Source organism: Pseudomonas frederiksbergensis (assembly GCF_035751725.1).
Taxonomy (GTDB): Bacteria; Pseudomonadota; Gammaproteobacteria; order Pseudomonadales; family Pseudomonadaceae; genus Aquipseudomonas; species Aquipseudomonas frederiksbergensis_A.
Window position 1 is genome coordinate 4,657,792 of sequence record NZ_CP142104.1, and the last position, 18,488, is coordinate 4,676,279.

The 18,488-nt window shown below is 59.8% G+C and carries 23 protein-coding genes; 3 read left to right on the top strand and 20 right to left on the bottom strand.

What is annotated here, in order from left to right; all coding sequences use genetic code 11:
* Positions 1-4: 4 nt before the first annotated feature.
* From VQ575_RS20800 to VQ575_RS20890, 19 genes are all read right to left on the bottom strand, one after another.
* Complete coding sequence (locus VQ575_RS20800) at positions 5-217, bottom strand: tail protein X (RefSeq protein ID WP_045155207.1); 213 nt, start codon at positions 215-217, stop codon at positions 5-7.
* A complete protein-coding gene (locus VQ575_RS20805; protein WP_039594431.1) occupies positions 210-593 on the bottom strand; it encodes a phage tail protein in 384 nt (127 codons plus the stop codon). The genes VQ575_RS20800 and VQ575_RS20805 overlap by 8 nt, the downstream gene beginning before the upstream one ends.
* On the bottom strand, positions 593-2,656 hold the full coding sequence (locus VQ575_RS20810; RefSeq protein WP_325918340.1) for a phage tail tape measure protein: 2,064 nt from the start codon (positions 2,654-2,656) through the stop codon (positions 593-595). The genes VQ575_RS20805 and VQ575_RS20810 overlap by 1 nt, the downstream gene beginning before the upstream one ends.
* Before the next feature lie 128 nt (positions 2,657-2,784).
* Complete coding sequence (locus VQ575_RS20815) at positions 2,785-3,351, bottom strand: phage tail assembly protein (protein ID WP_039594429.1); 567 nt, start codon at positions 3,349-3,351, stop codon at positions 2,785-2,787.
* Between the two features lie 87 nt (positions 3,352-3,438).
* On the bottom strand, positions 3,439-3,945 hold the full coding sequence (locus VQ575_RS20820; RefSeq protein ID WP_045155205.1) for a phage major tail tube protein: 507 nt from the start codon (positions 3,943-3,945) through the stop codon (positions 3,439-3,441).
* Complete coding sequence (locus tag VQ575_RS20825) at positions 3,945-5,111, bottom strand: phage tail sheath protein (protein WP_039594427.1); 1,167 nt, start codon at positions 5,109-5,111, stop codon at positions 3,945-3,947. The genes VQ575_RS20820 and VQ575_RS20825 overlap by 1 nt, the downstream gene beginning before the upstream one ends.
* 2 nt (positions 5,112-5,113) lie before the next feature.
* On the bottom strand, positions 5,114-5,341 hold the full coding sequence (locus tag VQ575_RS20830) for a hypothetical protein (RefSeq protein WP_325918341.1): 228 nt from the start codon (positions 5,339-5,341) through the stop codon (positions 5,114-5,116).
* Between the two features lie 85 nt (positions 5,342-5,426).
* Complete coding sequence (locus VQ575_RS20835) at positions 5,427-5,684, bottom strand: tail fiber assembly protein (protein WP_325918342.1); 258 nt, start codon at positions 5,682-5,684, stop codon at positions 5,427-5,429.
* Positions 5,685-5,693: 9 nt separating this feature from the next.
* Positions 5,694-6,314, bottom strand: coding sequence for a hypothetical protein (locus tag VQ575_RS20840; RefSeq protein WP_325918343.1), 621 nt, complete (start codon positions 6,312-6,314; stop codon positions 5,694-5,696).
* Between the two features lie 24 nt (positions 6,315-6,338).
* Positions 6,339-6,869: a hypothetical protein gene (locus VQ575_RS20845; RefSeq protein ID WP_186728889.1), complete on the bottom strand. Its 531-nt coding sequence runs from the start codon at positions 6,867-6,869 to the stop codon at positions 6,339-6,341.
* Positions 6,866-7,510 carry a phage tail protein I gene (locus tag VQ575_RS20850; RefSeq protein ID WP_325918344.1) on the bottom strand — a complete coding sequence of 215 codons (645 nt, stop codon included), beginning with the start codon at positions 7,508-7,510 and terminating at the stop codon, positions 6,866-6,868. Before VQ575_RS20850 ends, VQ575_RS20845 begins: the two co-directional genes overlap by 4 nt.
* On the bottom strand, positions 7,507-8,502 hold the full coding sequence (locus VQ575_RS20855; RefSeq protein WP_325918345.1) for a baseplate J/gp47 family protein: 996 nt from the start codon (positions 8,500-8,502) through the stop codon (positions 7,507-7,509). The genes VQ575_RS20850 and VQ575_RS20855 overlap by 4 nt, the downstream gene beginning before the upstream one ends.
* A complete protein-coding gene (locus tag VQ575_RS20860; protein WP_325918346.1) occupies positions 8,499-8,831 on the bottom strand; it encodes a phage baseplate protein in 333 nt (110 codons plus the stop codon). Before VQ575_RS20860 ends, VQ575_RS20855 begins: the two co-directional genes overlap by 4 nt.
* Positions 8,832-8,842: 11 nt before the next feature.
* On the bottom strand, positions 8,843-9,454 hold the full coding sequence (locus VQ575_RS20865; RefSeq protein ID WP_325918347.1) for a phage baseplate assembly protein V: 612 nt from the start codon (positions 9,452-9,454) through the stop codon (positions 8,843-8,845).
* 3 nt (positions 9,455-9,457) lie between these two features.
* Entirely contained in the window at positions 9,458-9,970 is a 513-nt protein-coding gene (locus tag VQ575_RS20870) for a hypothetical protein (protein WP_325918349.1), read from the bottom strand.
* A gap of 45 nt (positions 9,971-10,015) precedes the next feature.
* Entirely contained in the window at positions 10,016-10,366 is a 351-nt protein-coding gene (locus VQ575_RS20875) for a phage holin family protein (protein ID WP_045155199.1), read from the bottom strand.
* 64 nt (positions 10,367-10,430) lie between these two features.
* Entirely contained in the window at positions 10,431-11,012 is a 582-nt protein-coding gene (locus VQ575_RS20880) for a DUF642 domain-containing protein (RefSeq protein ID WP_039594419.1), read from the bottom strand.
* Between the two features lie 38 nt (positions 11,013-11,050).
* The gene (locus VQ575_RS20885; RefSeq protein WP_325919903.1) at positions 11,051-11,209 is read right to left on the bottom strand and encodes a Com family DNA-binding transcriptional regulator; all 159 of its coding nucleotides are present in this window, start codon (positions 11,207-11,209) and stop codon (positions 11,051-11,053) included.
* A 459-nt stretch (positions 11,210-11,668) separates the two neighbouring features.
* Positions 11,669-12,403 carry a LexA family transcriptional regulator gene (locus tag VQ575_RS20890; protein ID WP_039594456.1) on the bottom strand — a complete coding sequence of 245 codons (735 nt, stop codon included), beginning with the start codon at positions 12,401-12,403 and terminating at the stop codon, positions 11,669-11,671.
* Positions 12,404-12,856: 453 nt separating this feature from the next.
* Between VQ575_RS20890 and VQ575_RS20895 the strand changes: the two genes are divergently transcribed.
* The 3 genes from VQ575_RS20895 (at position 12,857) to fdxA (ending at position 16,906) form a co-directional block, all read left to right on the top strand.
* Positions 12,857-13,210 (top strand): DUF6124 family protein, encoded by a 354-nt coding sequence (locus VQ575_RS20895; RefSeq protein ID WP_325918350.1) that lies wholly within the window; start codon positions 12,857-12,859, stop codon positions 13,208-13,210.
* 660 nt (positions 13,211-13,870) lie between these two features.
* Positions 13,871-16,438 carry a DNA mismatch repair protein MutS gene (gene mutS / locus VQ575_RS20900; RefSeq protein WP_325918351.1) on the top strand — a complete coding sequence of 856 codons (2,568 nt, stop codon included), beginning with the start codon at positions 13,871-13,873 and terminating at the stop codon, positions 16,436-16,438.
* Positions 16,439-16,582: 144 nt separating this feature from the next.
* Positions 16,583-16,906 (top strand): ferredoxin FdxA, encoded by a 324-nt coding sequence (fdxA, locus tag VQ575_RS20905; RefSeq protein WP_003184854.1) that lies wholly within the window; start codon positions 16,583-16,585, stop codon positions 16,904-16,906.
* Positions 16,907-17,392: 486 nt separating this feature from the next.
* Here the strand turns inward: fdxA and rpoS are convergent, their stop codons facing one another.
* Positions 17,393-18,400: an RNA polymerase sigma factor RpoS gene (rpoS, locus tag VQ575_RS20910; protein ID WP_003184855.1), complete on the bottom strand. Its 1,008-nt coding sequence runs from the start codon at positions 18,398-18,400 to the stop codon at positions 17,393-17,395.
* Positions 18,401-18,488 lie beyond the last annotated feature (88 nt).

Here is an 18,488-nt window from a genome sequence, read left to right on the forward strand (position 1 = left end):
CTCCTTAATCCCAGGCCGAAACCGGTGGGGTTGCCACGGGCTTGAGTTCCACTTCCGGCAAGACCACCCATACGCCCGCAGGCAATACCGGCCCCCATTCAGCCAACCCCGGATTGAGCTGCCAGAGCGCCTCCTCGACGACGTCGTCACAACGCTCCAGCTCGCGATACAGCAGCAGATTCGCCGAATCACCAGCGATACTTCGAACCCTACGCATTGGCGAACTCCGTCAAATCAACCACCCAACCGACCACCATTGCCGTGCCGTCATCAATGATTGCGGTCTGGGTTTCCGTGACATTGTTGATCCGCCACAGGCCCCAGTTGCGACCAATGCCGTCGACCAACGGCAACGGGACGCGCAGCGCCTGCAAAGCGCGCAACTCATCGAGGCGATCCATGGCGGTCGCGTACATCGATTTGCCGGTGATCGTCAGCCCTTGCAGGCCTTGGCCGATCTGGCTGGACTTGGGCTTGCTGGTGAGGATGTCGATGTTTTTCCAGCCGCCATCCGACGTGTGTACCAATTGGTGGTAAGCAAAATTTCTCGACAGGCCAAAGATGAAACTGCCGAGGGCCATTTGTTGACGCATCACGTACCTCCGTCGGTCAGGGCAGCGTCACTGCGCATGGCCAGTGTGTTGGGCATGGATGCCAGGCCGAACTGGCCGCTGATCTGTTGCACGACCAGGTTCGCCAACTGACTTGCACTGGCCTGATCCTGGCCGTTGATGTAGATGTTCGCGGTCATGTTGTTCTGTTGAGCGGTGGTCTGGGCTGTGGTCTGGGCGCTGATCAAGTCTTGGGTCACCGCCTCTGGCGCCTTGAGCCGATCACTGGGCGACGCCAGTTGCTCGCCTAGCCATGAACCGGCCATACCGCCCACGAAACCGCCGATTGCGGTGCCGATTCCAGGCAAAAGGAACGACCCGATAGCCGCCCCAACGACCGTTCCGGTCATCTGGCCGACGGCACCTCCAACGGCCTTGTCGTCGCCGTCGCGCAATCCTTTGTAGGCATCGTATCCGGCACTGACCACCATTAGCGGTGCCGCTGCTTTGCTGACCAGGGGTTGGGCCTTGGCCACGGTCCCCATCAAACGGCTCGCCCTGCCGGCAGGCCTGGTCCTGGTCACGCGGGGCGCTCCTTTTTTGCCGCCCTTGCCCTTGCGGGTACCGTCACCAGCGTCGGCGATTACGTCCCCCACGCTTTCTGGCAGGCGAGCGGCGGTCTGGTCCAGGACCTTTTTGCCCACCCTCGAAAGCCCCTCCGACAACACAGCGTTGCCAAGCAGCGCCACCAGAGAGGCTACGGCCGCGACTGCAAGCGCAACGCCTGCTGCAGCCTTCGGCGACGCTTCTGCCAGCGAACTCAAACCGCCCGTCACTGTATCGAGGGAGGCCGTCAAACCGTCATCCACCGGCATCAGCGCATTGCCAACCGCCGAGGACAGGCGCGTCTGATTCGCCTGATGAGCGTTCCATCGTCCTTGTGACGTATCCCCAAGCGTTTCGGCGGCCTTGGCAACGGAGCCGTCGTACTTCGGCAACGCTCCGTCAGTGGTCCGCTCGGACACCAGCGCAAACGCTTTCTGCGTGTCTTGCGGTTTTTTCAGCAGCTCAAGGATCGCCGTGTTATCGCCAAACAGAATCTTGGCAAGCGACTGTTGTTCTTCGGCAGGTTTTTTCTTCAGAGCTTCAAGCACCAGGGTGATGGTTCCCGATGCGTCCGTACGCAAACCGTCGGCCACCATCGCCGAATTGAACCTGGGGTCCAGCTCGGTCCAGGCCTGACGCTGCTGCGGTGAAGCTGCATTCCCCTTGGCCAGCACCGTGGTGAATACGTTCAAAGCCTCACCGGCGCCTGCCTTGTCCACGCCGCTGTTCAGGAACGCTGCCGCGAGGGCCGCCACTTGCTGCGGGGTCATGCCCGCGGCGATGCCAGCCTCGCCACCGCGTTGTACGACCGAGCCGATATCGGCCGCTTTGACATTCAGGCCGCTGTTGCCAAGGTGATTGGTCGCATCCGCCAGGCCCAGGCTTTGTCCCCGGTCCAGATCCAGCGCTGTGCGCCAGGCCATCAACATTTCGCTGGCAGCCTTGACATCAAGCCCGAACGCCGACGCCATGACCGCACTGTCGCGAGTGAAATTCAGTAACTCGTCCTGCTTCCTGGCTGGTTCGAGGCCACTGCCGATACCTGCTTTCGCCGCTACCAGTTCGACCTGCGCGAGTTGCACCGCTGTCGCCCCGCTGGGGGCCACCTGTTTTTCGCTGGCCATCTTCAGGTTGGCGATCGCCATGCCAGAGAGCTGGTCCTTGCTCAGTTTCGCCACCAGATTGAGCTCAACCATCGCCAACTCCAAGGCAATGGAAGACTTGCGTCGATCGGGTGGTGCGCTTTGTTCAACCTCGGCCTTTAGCTTGGATTTCGGCTCGCTGCTTGAAGCGGCCGTCGATCCGCTTGCCTTGAGCAACGACTGCTGCTGTGACAAGGCAACGTTCAGCAATGTCAGCGTTTCCCGCAATTTGACCTGTTCCGACACCAGCAGGCGGATGTCGAGACTGGCCGTGGTCAACGCCAGGTTCAGCCCCGATGTTTCGGATACGCTGCCCATGCTCGCCACGCCGGACAGCGAAAACGTATTGTCTGCCATCCTGTTCTACTCCTGTTTCACGCCAAGGCGAGTGATCGCGATGTCGTAGCGGCGCAAGGCCTTGCCGGCGTCCCACTCCAGGATTTCCGCCTCACTTACCGAGTAAATGAGCGGCACCACATCGAGGATCACTTCGATGTCGCGCTCCGAAAGAAGTCCGCCGGTTTGTTTAAAAAATCGTCGATGCGTACCTGCAACTGGGTCCAGTCGGGCACGCTTAAAAGATCGAGATCGGGAATCATCAGGCCGGTGCAATGGGCGGTGATGAACTCGGCGCGCTCCTTGGCCGTCTTCAGCTTTTTCATGGCCTTGGTCGCACGCAGCACCGGCATTTCCAGGGTCAACGAGGTCAGGCTGCGGCCCGCGACGTCGAGCGGTTGCAGCAGCTGCACCTGGTCGGGATCGGCCTGTGGGTCATCCAGAAAATACGACGCCGGGCGCGTGGACATTTCGTGCACGTACTGGGCAATGCTCACGTAGTCCGGGCGTTTGAGCTGGTCGAGTTCCTTGCCCGACAGGCCGGTGGCCAACTTGGCCAGCTCGAAGAACTGCTCGTCTTCGTCATCGCCAGCGCGAGCCAGGGCGTCTTTTTGCGCGGCGTAGAACAGCGGTTTGAGTGTGAGCTGCTCGATCTGCGAACCGTCGTCACCGGTGATCGGCGACAACAGTTCATGGGTAGGAGGTATCCAGGACATGAAATCAATTCCTTGGTGATTCAGCGGACAACCTGCGGGGAGCGAGCCTGCTCCCACAGGGGACTGCATCTGCCGGCTGGCAAAGGCTTAAGGCAACAACACCGCACGGCGCGCATCGCCAAGAATGTCGATGCCGTTGAGCACGAACTTCTGGGTGCGCACGTCGATGTCGATCACCGGCACGCCGTTTTCCAGGCGGTTGTAGGTGCGGCAGGACAGCTCAAGATTGGTCTTGGGCTTCTCGCCCATTTTCAGCGCGGTTTCCTCAAGGGATTTCAACTTGCCGCCCACCGTGTGGTAGGTGAACCAGGTATTGCCGTCCTGGTCCTGGCCGGCCTCGCGCACGTTCAGCAGAATGTCGTCACCAACACTCACGCCCAGCGCAAGCATGACTTCAGGGCCGAGACCTTGCAGGGTCAGCTTGGCCGTCAGCACCTTGCCGCCCTTGGCCATTTCCTCGCCAATGAAGCGGCCGCCACGCATCTCTTCCATGTCGAATTCGATCTTCGGCGGGGTGAAATCTTCCACGGTCGCCGACAACGGCAGGCCTTGCAGGGTGGCCGCGATGGCCTGTCTTACGCGGTTGGTAAACATTAGAGAACGTCCTCCAGGAACTGCTCGATGATTTCATCGCGGGCATTGAGTTGATAAATCATGTGTTCATTCGGCGCGTAACGGCCGTAGTCGATGACCACGTACCAGGTGCCATTCTTGTACTTCTCGACGCTGTTCAATTCCGGGTGCAGGTAAACGCTGCCGCCAGGAATGGTTTCGTCGGCGACCAGGGTTTGCAGCCAGTCGTTGATGCGCTTGACCTCCTGGTCCATGAACGACTTGGTCAGGTTCTTGGCCATGGCTTTCTGGCCGGCCTTCACCAGCTTGCGGCTAATGGCATCTTCCAGGCCGACGTAGCTGATGAACTTGCCGGTGATGGAGCGGTTGCCCAGCAGCGAGAAGCCGCCGAGGATGGTCCGGGCGTAGTAGCTGACGCCGTAGCGGTTGAGCAGATCGCCTTCGGTGGAGGTGTCGAGAATGTTGTATTCCACGGTGCGGGAAACGTCTTCGGCGAACGTCACCTGGTTACCCGGACTCTCCCATTGCTTGACCTTGGCAAGCGCGGCAATCGCCAGGCTCGACGGGGCCAGGAAGACGTTTTTCTTCGCCGCCTTGGAATACACCGCCGGCATGTTGTGCACCACCAGGCAACGGTCGAAACCGAGGTCCGCGCCGCCCAGTTCCTGGCTGTAGGTCACTTGATCGGCGACCGAGGCATCCTTGCCGTCGAGCACCACACGGGCCTTGATGCGCTTGCCAAACGAAGCGAACTCGCCGGCCACGGCCTTGGTGCCGGTGAAGCCTGGCGCGCCGATGATGGTCAGGTCTTCAGCGACGCCGCTCAACGCCGCCAGGCCCAACTTGCGCCCGGTCTGCGCCTCGATGCCGCCGATCACGTTGTTCTGCGTGTCGGCCAGGGTGGCGCCCTCTTCGACGATGACCACATACACCGGCACCTTGACCACTTTGAGAATCTGGTAGACGGCGTGGAACAACGTACCTGCCTCGGCACCGGTCGGGTCCAGCTGGGCCTGGGTGGTGAAGCTGTTGATGCGGAACGGGGTGTTTTTCGGAATCAACGGATTGGCATTCGGCGCGGTGCCGACCAGCCCGATGACGTTATCCCCCAGGCCACCCATGGCCTCGGGAGATTCGGTGGCATTGACGGTGATGCCGTTGTGCTCGAAGTTCAAAACCTCAGCCATGGTTATTCAGCCTTTTTGGTGGTGGCCTTTACGGCCTTGGTGATTGGGGTAGCTTGCGCGTCAGCAGCCAGCTGCTGCGCGTTCAGGACGCTGGTCAGTTCGAGGCGACCGGCACTGCGCAAAGCACTGGCCTCAACATCCAACAAATCCAACGTCTGGCCGGCGCTCGACCAATGGCCGCCACCGGTAGGAAATGGCAACAGCACGGTGTATTGCTTACGAATGGGCATCTACGGTCTCTCCGGATGCGAAAACACAAAAGCCCCATAGCGGGGCTTAATGCGGGCGAAAAAAAACCGCTGTCGCGGTTGTGGTTTACTTGATGAAATCTGGCAGCACGGGCCAGAGCAGCCTGGACGGCTCGGCGTCCGTTTCGGGGATGTCTCGCAGGGCCTGGCGATAAGCCTTGATCTCGGCAAGTTGGGCTTCTGTTGCGGGGAAGTCCGCCAGTTGGGTGAAGTCCGTGTCCCGCAGCAGTTGGTTGCGGCGTGTGCGAATGGCGGCCCATTCGATTTCACGCGACGGTACGGCGATTGGAGTTTCAGGAGTGTCATTGTTGGACAGATCAGACATGTTCATTCCTTAGCTGAAAACAACGGTTTCGGCCAGCGACAACTTGGTGGTCAAATCCCCAAGATTGAATAACCGACCATTGCCCACGCGCATGGTGTCAATGCGCACGGTGGTGTAATAAACGTTGGGAATCAGGATTCGCATGACGATATTGCCGTTCGTATCGGCATAGACAGCAGGAGTCATGTTCCCAAAGGTCGAAACACTTTGCAGGACCCGAGTGGGCTGATAGCAATACCCCACCAGCGTTTCGTCGATTATTTTGGCTGTGCCGTAGCTGTAGCCCTTGATGTTGAACCAGAACATCTCCGAATTGACATTGATGTTAAGCGGCACTTTGAAATGCATGTACACATTTGAACTGGCACCCAGGTTGGTGGAAACAAAATCACCCTGTGCCGTTGCGCCATATACGCCGCCAGTCCCGTAGACGTGTCCCTGCAAAACGTTGCGACGAATCGTGCCCAGGGCGCTTGGATCCCCTTCCACATCCTTCAGGCTTCGCCACTCATTGAACTGGGTCAAAGCCGTGGCCATGGTCGTGTTGATACTGCCGATTTTTCCATTGACCGTCGTGGTCAAGTTATTGGCCGCCGATACCAGCGACGCGATAGTGGTTTCCAGACTCACATTCAGGTTCCTTGTGCTATTTGATTATTTGGCTTCGAGCGCCATCACCCGAAACATCAGGCCAACGTGCCGCGCCATGTTGTCGATATTGGCGGTAGCCAACGTGGCGATTTCCTCACTCATCAGAATGTTCAGATTGTCGGACCCAACCACTACCGTGACGCTTTGCGCCGGCAACGGAGAGATATCCAGCGTGAACTTTTGCAACACTCGCGCGGCGGCCGCTTTGTAGGTCAGCAGCTTTCCAGCCACCGAATACACCGCCAACAGCGTGCCGGTGGAAAGATAGAAACCGAACTCGCCAATCTCATATTCATCCGGCCCCTCAAACAGAGCGGCCATTCTCAGTTGCCCTGGGTCCAGGTCTTCGTAATCCACGATTGGCACACGCTGTCGCTCATTACGAAGCGCCGTTTCCGATCCATTGGGATCGTAACGGGCGGTGCCGGCACCTATGTGAGTGATCTCACCTTTCAAGCCTTGGTTCTTTGCCTGCAACACTTCGGCCAGGCCGGCGGAAGTGAAGCGAACCAAGCGCGTAATGTCTTCTGTCATGGCTGCGCCCTGAGGTCGTAATCGTTAATGATGTAGGGTTGGAAAAGGCCGGTACTGATAAGCCGCGCATCAAGATCAAGGGATGGCAGCGCCCCGCACAGAAACAGTTCTGCCTCGCTCAACGCCCCATGGGAGGCTGACGCAAGCGCCAGACCGCCCTTCGTTTGATGTACGAGCGTGATAGTGGCCTGGTCGCGCTCGCTCTTGGCCGCATTGATTCGCCGTATCAAGCGGTTGTGGTCGCCGCTGGACCAGTTCTGTCCGATGATCGCTTGCACATCAAACGTGTAGGGATGTGCAGGCGGTTGCTGCTCATACCAGGCGACGACATGGGGTATGAATCCCATGGACTCGACGGCATGGCTCAGGGCTCGACGCGTACCCGCCTGACGCTGGATCTGCCAGGACAACGAAACGGTCAGGCGTTTTTCCAGGTCAGCGGCTGCTGCGTCCCACTCACTGACCCCACGGTCGGCCCCGAGATACGGCAAAAACGCCAAAGGCGTGGCCGTCGGGTTCATCAGTTCGGGAAACGGCGGATCGATGCGTTCCAGCAGCCGGGCAAACCCGAGATCCAGCGCCCGCTCCAGCGGTGAGCTGTTGACCGGTAGCAGGCTCGGCCGAGATGTGTCGTCAGTCATAACGTATCCACCTCGACCTCGACGCCCGTGCAGTACGGCGCTTGGAAAGCCGTCGTCACAATCGGCGCAAGCGGTTCGAGAATCTGCAGTTGAACTGCGCCAGCGCTGTGCAGCGTGTAGTCGATCCAGCTGGGGTCCACCCGCCCTTCCAGGCGATGGCAGGCCTCGGCGTATTCCTGCAATTGCTGCTGTGCGGCAATCTGGGTCAGGCCTGAGTCAGGCCCAGGATTGATCTTCGCCACGACGCGGATCTTGTAAGGTTTGATTTGCGCGGCCTGCACGATGACCAAGTCCGTCTCGGGCCGTACATCCGGTCGGGCGAAGTGCTCGCGGACGCCGTCGAGCAATGCTTCGGAGGGTGTTCCATCGCCGTCGCGGGACAGCACCGTGACCGTGACTTCGCCCGGCGCGGTACGGCGTCCGTTGCCGTCCTTGATCTGGGCGGCGTAGCTGTCCGGGTCGAAGGTGTAGGTGACCGTCACCACACCCGCCGAGGCATTTTCGACTTTCACCGTCGGACGTTGCCCCAGGGTGAAAATCTCCCGCCGATACTGCATGCGCGAGCCGGCCGCCGGGGCATGGGGCGCCAGGTAGTAGCGCAACCGCGCATCGTCATCGCTCTCATAGACCGGTGGAACGGGCGGGAACGCGGTCGGGTCGCCCGGGTCGAGCAACTGACGTTCGAGCCCCATGTCCGCGAGGCGAGCGTCGAGGTTGGTGCCGGTGGCCCACCACGCCAACATCTGCTTGATGCGGGCGTTGTATTTGCGTTCGTGGGTTTGTAGCCGGACACAGAACGCCTCAAGGGCCAGGGTCAGCAGTTCGCTTTCGTTCTCGAGGCTGTCCACCAACTTGACGGCGCTGGCGGGAGAGCGTGTGGCGACGTACTCGACCACAAAGGTCTTGAACTCGGCGAGCAAGTCCTCGAACGCTTCGACGGTGACGATGGCCGGTTCGGCCAGTTGGTTCTGGCCGGGTATCAACATGCTCATGTCGTCACCTCGAAAGTCTGTTTGCGGTTTTTCCAGATACCGGCGAAACGCAGCAGCAACCCGGCTCCGTGCCGGCTGGCGACGATGACCTGGGGCTCGAAATCATCGATACCGTTGTGCGGGTTGTAGAACGCTTGGGCCGCGTGGCTCTGGGCGAGGATCAGCAGGTCGTCGCCGAGGTTCTGCCCCAGCAGCTGGGTGAGTGCGCAGCCATACAACGGGCGCTTCTGGCGAGTGCCCAACGGCGTGGTCAGCGCCCGGGTGGCGCGCTGAACGAACTGCAGCCAGTCGTCCACCGTGGCGCCAGTGTTTCGATCGATTCCAATCATTAGGAAATCTCTTATGCGGTACTGATGACGCGCCCCTGGTGATCCACCACCGGGCCGCTCAAGTGCACACCGGAGGCGTCGAGGCGAATGCCGACGGCGCCGACTTGCAGTTCGATGGCCTCGGGCGTCATCGCCAGCCGCGACGGGCCGATGTTCAACTGCAGGGCTTCACGGGAGCCGCTGAACGCCGCCGGGCCGTTTTGCCAGTGCAGGACATGGCTGGCGTGGTCGTAGCCGTTTTCCGTACCGTCCTGATAGAGGCGCCGCGTCAGCGAGGCCTGGGTCGAGACGGGCGGGAACTGACCACCGTTGAGGCCAAACAACGCCACCGCCTGCCCGCCGCTCTCGCCGCCGCCATGGTTGAGCAACAGGCATTGCTCGCCCACGGACGGAATCCGCGACTCGCTCTGGGCGCCGGCGCTGGGGTTGAAAAAGCGGATCGCCGGGGTCAGCAGTCCGCCATGGCTGACTTTGCAGGTGTTGCTGGCCGCGTCGACTTCCTGGCAAATGCCGATGCGGCAGAAACTTTCCGCACGTCGATGCAAGTCTTCCAGCTCGGTTTCCATCTGCGCCAGACGCTCGATGATCGGCCCCAGATGCATCCGTAACAGCGTATCAAACATGGCTCAGCCCTCGAGTGCGGTGTATTGGTCCGGGTCGTCGATGTTCGACACTTCCCAGGTGCGGGCAAACTTCGGGATACCCAGCGGGTCCTCCAGCAGCGTCGGGCCGAGGTACAGGGTTTGGGTGAAGGAAAGGGTCCAGGCGGTGTATTGCCGTGCCGGGTTGATGAACTCGGACGGCAGGCCATCGAGTTCCGTGGGCATGTCGCATTGATCGCCCGACAGCCCCCAGCGGTTATCCATGACCAAGTGCTTCAGCTCAGCGGCCAAATCGCAGGCCTCCCAGCCCGGAACGGCCATGACCACTTGCAGGGAAACCGTCAGGACATGAGCGATACGCCCGTCGTTGGCGCGGTGGCCGGGGGCATCACGCTCGATGGCAATCAGCACCCAGGGTTGGTCGTCGGTCCCATCGAAATCCTGGGGGCTGCCGACTTTCAAGGTGGGATAAGTGGTGCGCAGCGTCTGGGCGATGGCCGAGAACAACTGCGACGGTTTTTCGAGGACGGCAGGCATCCAGGCCTCCTTTTTTATGGCGGCACAAAGATCATTAGCGAGTGATCAATGTTGGTCGGAACGGGAATCACGCGGCGGTGGCGCACTAACGCCCATCCGCTTGGCGGCCCAGCGTTCGTAAAGCCCGATGGCCACGTCCGCCCCGGCCATTGCGGTCAGGCATCCGAAGGCGCCCGCGGCCCAGATCGAGAAGCCCATGGCGTACAACAGCATGATCGCCGAGACGCCGCAGACCATGCAGGCACCGGAACGCAGCGCCAGGCGACGCAGCAGCGACCAGCCACGGGCGCCCTCCTTATCGGCACGCCACATCTCGCCAGTCACCCCGCCCACCAGGGCGAGCACGATGACCAGCCAGATCGGCATGTCCAGCAACGCTTGTTGCTCGTTTGTCATGTCAGGCTTCCTGGGGGTGAGTGATGAGCGTTTGGGGCGGGGGTCATTGAAGACGGGCGACGTTCTACAGTCGCTCAACGATGACGTTGTCGATGAAAGCGAAGTTGACGTAAGGATTCTGTTCGTTGGAGAAGGCCAAAGTCGTTTGAGCCGAAGTGGCCGTGAAGTCATACGTGATGGTGCTCCACTCCACGGCGGTACCTTTCGCCGATGGCGTGTTGAAGGTGACACTCTGCCCCGCCACCTTGACCTGGATGGTGCCGTCGCCGGAGCGGCTGGCGTAGCGCGAATTACCCGCGCTGAAGGTCAAGCGGTACTTGGCGCCGACTGCGGTGGCGAAGTTCTGCTGAATGCCACCGCCGTTGCTATAGACATAGTTAGCCAAGTCGACAATTACGACGCCATCCGCCGCCACAGAACCGCCGATCGAGGCCGGCATATTGAAGTACTCGGCTCCAGACAGAAACGTCGTCCAACCCGTAATAAAGTTGGCTTTCGCCGGAGTATTCAATATGCAACTCGCGCTGCAGCCCGGCTGTTCGAAGCTACCGTTGACCAGAAGGTTGGCGGCGCTGGCGTTGCTCCCGACACCGGGCAGCGCAATGGACAGCAACAGCGGGGCGATATATTTCTTGAAACGATTCATGATTCACCTCTTGAGTTATCGATTGATCGCGCGGTTGATCAACAGCGCTCATCTCGCTCGCTGGCGTTTACTCGAGGCTCAACGGCCTTCACATGATTCAACGTCCCGCACCGGGAACACCTGATCTGGAGTTCGGTGTGCTCGCCCATGCGGGCCAGCAGTTTTTTGCAGTGACCGCATCTGAAATCCTTCAGCATCGAAAGCCCTCCCATTGGCGGCGGTTTGAAGCACCTCACGGCACAGGCATTCCAAAAAGCCCGGTTACCCAGGCTTTTCAGTAATGCGCTTGATCTTTCGGCGCGACTGGCGCGGTACGGATCCATTCAAATTGTTCCTCCGGCCGCGGTCCCTGCCCGCCGGATAACTGCTTCTGGTGCTTTACGCTGCACACCCGGGCCAGTTGCCAACCCTCTGAACCGTTAAGGCCGGTTCATCGCTGCCTGTTGGTGGAACTAAAGAGCTTTGTTGCCAGCCGCTTTGTCGAGCGGCTTGGACACAGAATATGCATGGATGCATATACAGTCAATGCGTAAATGCATTTATTTATGCGTTGCGAATGCGCAAATGCATGAAAGCCTTGTAAATGCGGGGGTGTGAGTTTTCACGAGGCGAAAAAAAACCCGCACGACGGCGGGTTTTATCTGACAGCGGAAGGGTTAGCGGGCGTACATGCCCCACCAGAAGACGTGACCGAGGATGACGATCTGCTCGTCCTGCATTTCCTGGAAGGTGTAGTCCTCATCCGGATGCTCATCGCGGTTGAAGCTGCGCAGGCGGATGCCGGTGGGCAGGCGATAAAGCTGCTTCACCCGCAGTTGGCCGTTGTGGTTGATGGCGTAGAGGTCACCGTCGACGATGTCGCCGATCCCGCATTTACCGGCATTCACCCCAACCGTGGCGCCGTCGCGCAGCACTGGCAACATGCTGTTGCCGCGTACCGTCACGCATTTGGCCTGGTCGAACTGCACGCCGTTGTGGCGCAGGCTGCGCTTGCCGAAGCGCAGGCTGGAGCGCTCGCTTTCCTCGATGACGAATCTTCCTGATCCAGCAGCCAATTCAACCTCACGCAGAAAAGGGACCGACACCTCGTCTTCTTCGACGGGTGTTTCGTCGTCCCACAGGCTAATGTCCTTGAGTTCGGAATGCGGCTCGTCGCGGCGGACATTGCCGGCAGGCACAACGTCCGCGCGCCCGCGCAACTGGTCGGTGCTCACGGCAAAATATTCGGCGATCTTCGAGATGTGTTTATCCGAAGGGTCGACGATCTTGCCGCTGAGGATCCGCGAGAGGGTGGACTGAGGCACGCCGGTACGCCGGTGAAGCTCCGTGGGGGAGATCCCGTGCTGATCGAGCAATGCTCTTAATACGGTAGAAACGTTGCGTTTTTGCATAACGCGCATAGTGCTTGTTCTTTCTGCGGAAGACAAATGCTGATTTGCATAAAGATGCAATTTCCGCTTTTTACACTCGCCACGGAATACGTCCTACAGGCCCTTGGGAAAAGGCTCCAAACCCGTCCTTCAAAAGCGCAACACAAGGCTACGCCAACTTGCGCCTCTGCCTACAACTACGCCAGAATCCGCCGGCTTGTGCGCCTTGGATCCCATCGGTACTTTTGATCTCGTCACTGTCCATCAGTGATCGGGTTTAGTCGCTCGGTATTCCAAGGTGCTCATTGCTCCATTAAGTCAGGTACTTCTTATTCCTGCACTCAATGGTGGCTGTGCGCAGGGCGCCCTCGGGCGCGCCGGTTCCTTGGATCCCCGGTCGACTAACCTGCGTACAGCTGCCCCCCCCTCGTTTAGTCGCGAGTGAGTGGTGGCTCAACTTCAAGGATCCATAGAATGCCGAAGAACACTCCAAATCCCCCAGACGATCACGTCTCCCGCAGCCAATCGGCCAACGCCAAGAAACTCGACGACGCGGCCACCCGCGCGCTGGACTACTACCTCAAGCCGAAAACCGACAAAGCCACCGCCGACACACCTGACACCCTTTTCCTCATCGCGCCTAACATCGACGCCGAATGCCTGCTCGCCAACCTCAGCGAAACCCTGGCCTCGGCCAACGCCATGGTCAGCGACCTGGCATTCGACCTGAAGGGCTCGCGACGGAATATCTTGCTGGGGATTCAGCAGATGATCGAGCTGAGCCAGTTGCTAGCGAATCGGGCGTTGGATGTGGTTGAGGTGAGGTAGGCACTCATGATGCAAGCCGAGACCTAAGAGAAGCCCGAGTAATCACTGTGGGAGTGAGCTCGCGATAGCGGTAGTCCAGTTACAACTAAGTTGTATTGGCTGCCGTCATCGCGAGCAAGCTCGCTCCCACATTGGATCGGGGTACAGCCGGAGAGACAGGTCGGCTGTCAGGCCGCCTCGCGAGCAAGCTTTGCTCCCACAGATATGATGGGTGTACGACCGGGAGAGCCAGGTCGGCTATTAGGCCGCCTCGGTTTTGTTTTTGATCTGGGGCGCCCCGTTAACCACGCTGGCTGAACGAAGGTATTGCGCAGTGGGCAACCCGGCATGGATGCCGGGTTAGCCGCGCTGGGCCATGGATGGCCCTTCGCGGCGGCCCACGGAGCAATGCCTTCGTTCAGGCATGCCGAGCCTGGGCGAGGCACCGAGTGGTGGGGCAAAAGCGCTTTGGTTACTTTCGCGCTTTTCGAAAGTGACCCGCCGTCAGGGCGGAACCATAAGTAGCCGTTACCGCGGCAAAGGATATACACCCAATCCCAAACTGGGTCCCCCCCGACCACCCATGTTAACCTTGCGCCCATCGCGGAAAAGCCGGGCCGATGCCCCTCCTTTTGCCCCACACCTTCCAACGAGCTTTGCCTGACACCCATGAATACAGCCGTGAACGACCTGTCCTCCCACACGCCGATGATGCAGCAATACTGGCGCTTGAAGAACCAGCACCCCGATCAACTGATGTTCTACCGCATGGGCGACTTCTACGAAATCTTCTACGAGGACGCGAAGAAAGCCGCCAAACTGCTGGACATCACCCTGACGGCGCGTGGGCAATCGGCGGGCATGGCGATTCCGATGTGTGGGATTCCTTACCACGCGGCGGAAGGTTATCTGGCGAAGCTGGTCAAGCTGGGCGAGTCCGTGGTGATCTGCGAGCAAGTCGGCGACCCGGCCACCAGCAAAGGCCCGGTAGAACGCCAAGTGGTGCGCATCATCACACCGGGTACCGTCAGTGACGAAGCCTTGCTGGATGAACGCAGGGACAACCTGATCGCCGCGGTCCTGGGCGACGAACGCCTGTTTGGCCTGGCCGTGCTGGACATCACCAGCGGTAATTTCTCGGTTTTGGAAATCAAGGGCTGGGAAAACCTGCTGGCGGAGCTGGAGCGGGTCAATCCGGTAGAGCTGTTGATTCCCGATGACTGGCCCAAGGACCTGCCTGCGGAGAAACGCCGTGGCGTACGTCGTCGGGCACCGTGGGATTTCGAGCGCGACTCGGCGCTGAAAAGTCTCTGCCAGCAGTTCGCGACACAAGACCTGAAGGGCTTTGGTTGCGAGAACCTGACCCTGGCCATCGGCGCGGCCGGTTGCCTGCTGGCCTACGCCAAGGAAACCCAGCGCACCGCCCTGCCCCATTTGCGCAGCCTGCGTCACGAACGCCTGGATGACACGGTGGTGCTGGACGGCGCGAGCCGGCGCAACCTGGAGCTGGACACCAACCTGGCCGGCGGTCGCGACAACACCTTGCAATCGGTGGTCGATCGCTGCCAGACCGCCATGGGCAGCCGCCTGCTGACCCGCTGGTTGAACCGCCCGCTTCGGGACCTGACGGTACTGACAGCGCGCCAATCATCCATTACCTGCCTGCTGGATCGTTATCGCTTCGAACAATTGCAACCGCAACTCAAGGAAATCGGCGACATCGAGCGGATCCTCGCACGTATCGGCCTGCGCAACGCCCGTCCCCGTGACCTGGCGCGCCTGCGCGATGCCCTCGGCGCGTTGCCTGAATTGCTGGTGGCAATGACCGACCTCGAAGCACCGCACCTGCAGCAACTGGCGCGCACCACCAGCACCTACCCGGACCTGGCCGCGCTGCTGGAAAAAGCGATCATCGACAATCCGCCGGCAGTGATCCGTGACGGTGGCGTGTTGAAAACCGGCTACGACGCCGAGCTCGACGAACTGCAATCGCTGAGCGAAAACGCTGGCCAGTTCCTGATCGACCTCGAAGCCCGGGAAAAAGCCCGCACCGGCCTGGCCAACCTCAAGGTCGGCTACAACCGCATCCACGGCTACTTCATCGAACTGCCGAGCAAGCAGGCCGAGCAAGCCCCGGCCGATTACATTCGCCGCCAGACCCTCAAGGGTGCCGAGCGTTTCATCACTCCGGAGCTCAAGGCGTTCGAAGACAAGGCGCTGTCCGCCAAGAGCCGCGCCCTGGCCCGAGAGAAGATGCTCTACGAAGCGCTGCTCGAAGACTTGATCAGCCAGCTCCCGCCGTTGCAGGATACCGCCGCCGCCCTGGCGGAACTGGACGTGCTGAGCAACCTGGCCGAACGCGCCCTGAACCTGGACCTCAACTGCCCGCGCTTCGTCAGCGAGCCGTGCATGCGCATCAGCCAGGGTCGCCACCCGGTGGTCGAGCAAGTCCTGACCACGCCGTTCGTGGCCAACGACCTGAGCCTGGACGACAACACCCGCATGCTGGTGATCACCGGTCCGAACATGGGCGGTAAATCCACCTACATGCGTCAGACCGCGTTGATCGTGCTGCTGGCCCATATCGGCAGCTTTGTCCCCGCGGCCAGCTGCGAATTGTCCCTGGTGGACCGCATTTTCACCCGGATCGGCTCCAGCGACGACCTGGCCGGCGGGCGTTCGACGTTCATGGTGGAAATGAGCGAAACCGCGAACATCCTGCACAACGCCACCGAACGCAGCCTGGTGCTGATGGACGAGGTCGGCCGCGGCACCAGCACCTTCGACGGCTTGTCCCTGGCTTGGGCTGCGGCAGAACGTCTCGCCCAGTTGCGGGCCTACACGCTGTTCGCCACGCACTACTTCGAATTGACTGTGCTGCCGGAAAGCCAGCCGCTGGTGGCCAACGTCCACCTCAACGCCACTGAGCACAACGAACGCATCGTCTTCCTCCACCACGTGCTGCCCGGCCCTGCCAGCCAGAGCTATGGCCTGGCGGTGGCCCAGCTGGCCGGGGTTCCGAGCGATGTCATCAGCCGCGCCCGCGAGCACCTGAGCCGCCTGGAAACCACCAGCCTGCCCCACGAAGCACCGCGCCCGACCAAAGGCAAACCGGCTGCGCCGCAGCAAAGCGACCTGTTCGCCAGCCTGCCGCATCCGGTGCTCGATGAACTGGCCAAGCTCGATCTGGATGACCTGACGCCCCGTCGGGCGCTGGATTTACTCTATACATTGAAGACACGGATCTAACGCACAGGCTTTCAAGCTGTTAGAATCTCGCGCGGTTTGGGATGCTGCTGCCTATTAGCCTGGGTTTGCAGATTATCGCTCCCGAACCCCGCGACCCCCACCGTGAAGGGGCTTCGCCGCAGCCGCCTGAGGAGAGAATTAGAAATGACCTTCGTCGTCACCGACAACTGCATCAAGTGCAAGTACACCGACTGCGTAGAAGTGTGTCCGGTGGACTGCTTTTACGAAGGCCCGAATTTCCTGGTCATTCACCCGGACGAGTGCATCGACTGCGCCCTGTGCGAACCGGAATGCCCGGCGAATGCCATTTTCTCGGAAGACGAAGTGCCAGCCGGCATGGAGAACTTCATCGAGCTGAACGCTGAACTGGCGGACATCTGGCCGAACATTACCGAGAAGAAAGATGCGCTGCCGGACGCTGAAGAGTGGGATGGCAAGCCAGGCAAGATTGCAGACCTCGAGCGCTGATCTTCCCTGCGTCACCAAAAGGCCCCTTGCGGGCCTTTTTGCTGCCTGGAACCAAATCGCAGGCAAAAAAAGGGGCGGTTTGACCCGCCCACATTTTTTCCCTAATCCCTTTAATCCTTTTCATCGTCCTGATGAATCGCGTCCTGCGATGTCCTTCCGTTCCCATCATCCTTGACGGGTGTGTCTGTCCGTCGACACAGGGTTGATATTAGTGTTTTCTCAATCCAGCGCAATGGGGCCAAGGCGAGTGCCGAGCTCTGTAACGGTCTATTCATAAAGAGTAAATTCCTTCAATAACAACGTGTTGAACATTTTACGACGTCTTTTTGAGTCAACTGTCCCATTGAAGGAAACCCGAAAGCTTACGTAACACTAGGCAAAGGCTTACAAACTGAAACTACAAAAAGGGCAGCACCGAAAGATCACAATCCAGAAAAGCAAAAGCCCCGAACCAGTCGGGGCTTTCTCTGCTGCGCTTGTTGAGCGTTATTGAAACAGCGACTCACTCGACAAGCCGTTCTTCTCCAGGATCTCCCGCAGACGCTTGAGGCCTTCAACCTGGATCTGCCTAACCCGTTCACGGGTCAAACCAATCTCCAGGCCCACATCTTCCAGCGTGCTGCTTTCATGCCCGCGCAAGCCGAAGCGGCGAATCACCACTTCCCGTTGCTTGTCGGTCAGTTCCGAGAGCCATTGGTCGATGCTTTGGGACAGGTCATCGTCCTGCAGCAATTCGCACGGGTCGGTAGGTCGATCGTCCGTGAGGGTATCGAGCAACGTCTTGTCCGAGTCCGGACCCAGGGAAACGTCCACCGAGGAAACCCGCTCGTTGAGCCCAAGCATGCGCTTGACCTCGCCCACCGGTTTTTCCAGCAGGTTGGCGATTTCTTCAGGCGAAGGCTCATGGTCGAGTTTCTGGGTCAACTCACGGGCAGCCCGCAAGTAGACGTTCAGCTCCTTGACCACATGAATCGGCAGCCGGATGGTCCGGGTCTGATTCATGATTGCCCGTTCGATGGTCTGGCGGATCCACCAGGTCGCATAGGTCGAGAAACGGAAACCGCGCTCGGGGTCGAATTTCTCGACAGCGCGAATCAGGCCCAGGTTGCCCTCTTCGATCAGGTCCAGCAGCGAAAGCCCACGATTGACGTAACGTCGGGCGATTTTCACCACCAGGCGCAGGTTGCTTTCAATCATGCGTTTTCGACCAGCCGGGTCGCCACTTTGCGATAGGCGCGCAAAATGAACTTCTTCCTCGGGGGAGAGCAGCGGCGAGAAACCGATTTCGTTGAGGTACAGCTGAGTGGCGTCCAGCGCCCGTGTGTAGTCGATGTACTTATGTTGTTTAAGTGAAGCGGAGTGTTTGGATTTGGCACGAACGGAAGGTGGAGTCGCCCCTTCATCATTCGACATCGAATCCATAGCGATGCCGGCCTCCATAAGGAGAACCTCATCGTCGATGTCAAACTCCGGCACTTCTTTACTGAGAGCCATTGTTATAGTCCTTTGGTGAGTTCGACCTCAAGCTCGAGCGACGCCTTTATCCTTGGCAACGCTGGAGCCTGTTCCCTCTACGTGACGG

Coding starts and splice junctions, on each gene's coding strand:
- VQ575_RS20810 (WP_325918340.1), bottom strand. CDS start 2,656: ATGGCAGACAATACGTTTTCGCTGTCCGGCGTGGCGAGCATGGGCAGC.
- VQ575_RS20845 (WP_186728889.1), bottom strand. CDS start 6,869: ATGACAGAAGACATTACGCGCTTGGTTCGCTTCACTTCCGCCGGCCTG.
- rpoS (WP_003184855.1), bottom strand. CDS start 18,400: ATGGCTCTCAGTAAAGAAGTGCCGGAGTTTGACATCGACGATGAGGTT.
- VQ575_RS20895 (WP_325918350.1), top strand. CDS start 12,857: ATGCCGAAGAACACTCCAAATCCCCCAGACGATCACGTCTCCCGCAGC.
- VQ575_RS20830 (WP_325918341.1), bottom strand. CDS start 5,341: ATGCCCATTCGTAAGCAATACACCGTGCTGTTGCCATTTCCTACCGGT.
- VQ575_RS20890 (WP_039594456.1), bottom strand. CDS start 12,403: ATGCAAAAACGCAACGTTTCTACCGTATTAAGAGCATTGCTCGATCAG.
- VQ575_RS20820 (WP_045155205.1), bottom strand. CDS start 3,945: ATGTTTACCAACCGCGTAAGACAGGCCATCGCGGCCACCCTGCAAGGC.
- VQ575_RS20870 (WP_325918349.1), bottom strand. CDS start 9,970: ATGCCTGCCGTCCTCGAAAAACCGTCGCAGTTGTTCTCGGCCATCGCC.
- VQ575_RS20800 (WP_045155207.1), bottom strand. CDS start 217: ATGCGTAGGGTTCGAAGTATCGCTGGTGATTCGGCGAATCTGCTGCTG.
- fdxA (WP_003184854.1), top strand. CDS start 16,583: ATGACCTTCGTCGTCACCGACAACTGCATCAAGTGCAAGTACACCGAC.
- VQ575_RS20850 (WP_325918344.1), bottom strand. CDS start 7,510: ATGACTGACGACACATCTCGGCCGAGCCTGCTACCGGTCAACAGCTCA.
- VQ575_RS20880 (WP_039594419.1), bottom strand. CDS start 11,012: ATGAATCGTTTCAAGAAATATATCGCCCCGCTGTTGCTGTCCATTGCG.
- VQ575_RS20860 (WP_325918346.1), bottom strand. CDS start 8,831: ATGATTGGAATCGATCGAAACACTGGCGCCACGGTGGACGACTGGCTG.
- VQ575_RS20855 (WP_325918345.1), bottom strand. CDS start 8,502: ATGAGCATGTTGATACCCGGCCAGAACCAACTGGCCGAACCGGCCATC.
- VQ575_RS20815 (WP_039594429.1), bottom strand. CDS start 3,351: ATGTCCTGGATACCTCCTACCCATGAACTGTTGTCGCCGATCACCGGT.
- VQ575_RS20865 (WP_325918347.1), bottom strand. CDS start 9,454: ATGTTTGATACGCTGTTACGGATGCATCTGGGGCCGATCATCGAGCGT.
- VQ575_RS20805 (WP_039594431.1), bottom strand. CDS start 593: ATGCGTCAACAAATGGCCCTCGGCAGTTTCATCTTTGGCCTGTCGAGA.
- VQ575_RS20835 (WP_325918342.1), bottom strand. CDS start 5,684: ATGTCTGATCTGTCCAACAATGACACTCCTGAAACTCCAATCGCCGTA.
- VQ575_RS20885 (WP_325919903.1), bottom strand. CDS start 11,209: ATGCTGAAGGATTTCAGATGCGGTCACTGCAAAAAACTGCTGGCCCGC.
- VQ575_RS20875 (WP_045155199.1), bottom strand. CDS start 10,366: ATGACAAACGAGCAACAAGCGTTGCTGGACATGCCGATCTGGCTGGTC.
- VQ575_RS20825 (WP_039594427.1), bottom strand. CDS start 5,111: ATGGCTGAGGTTTTGAACTTCGAGCACAACGGCATCACCGTCAATGCC.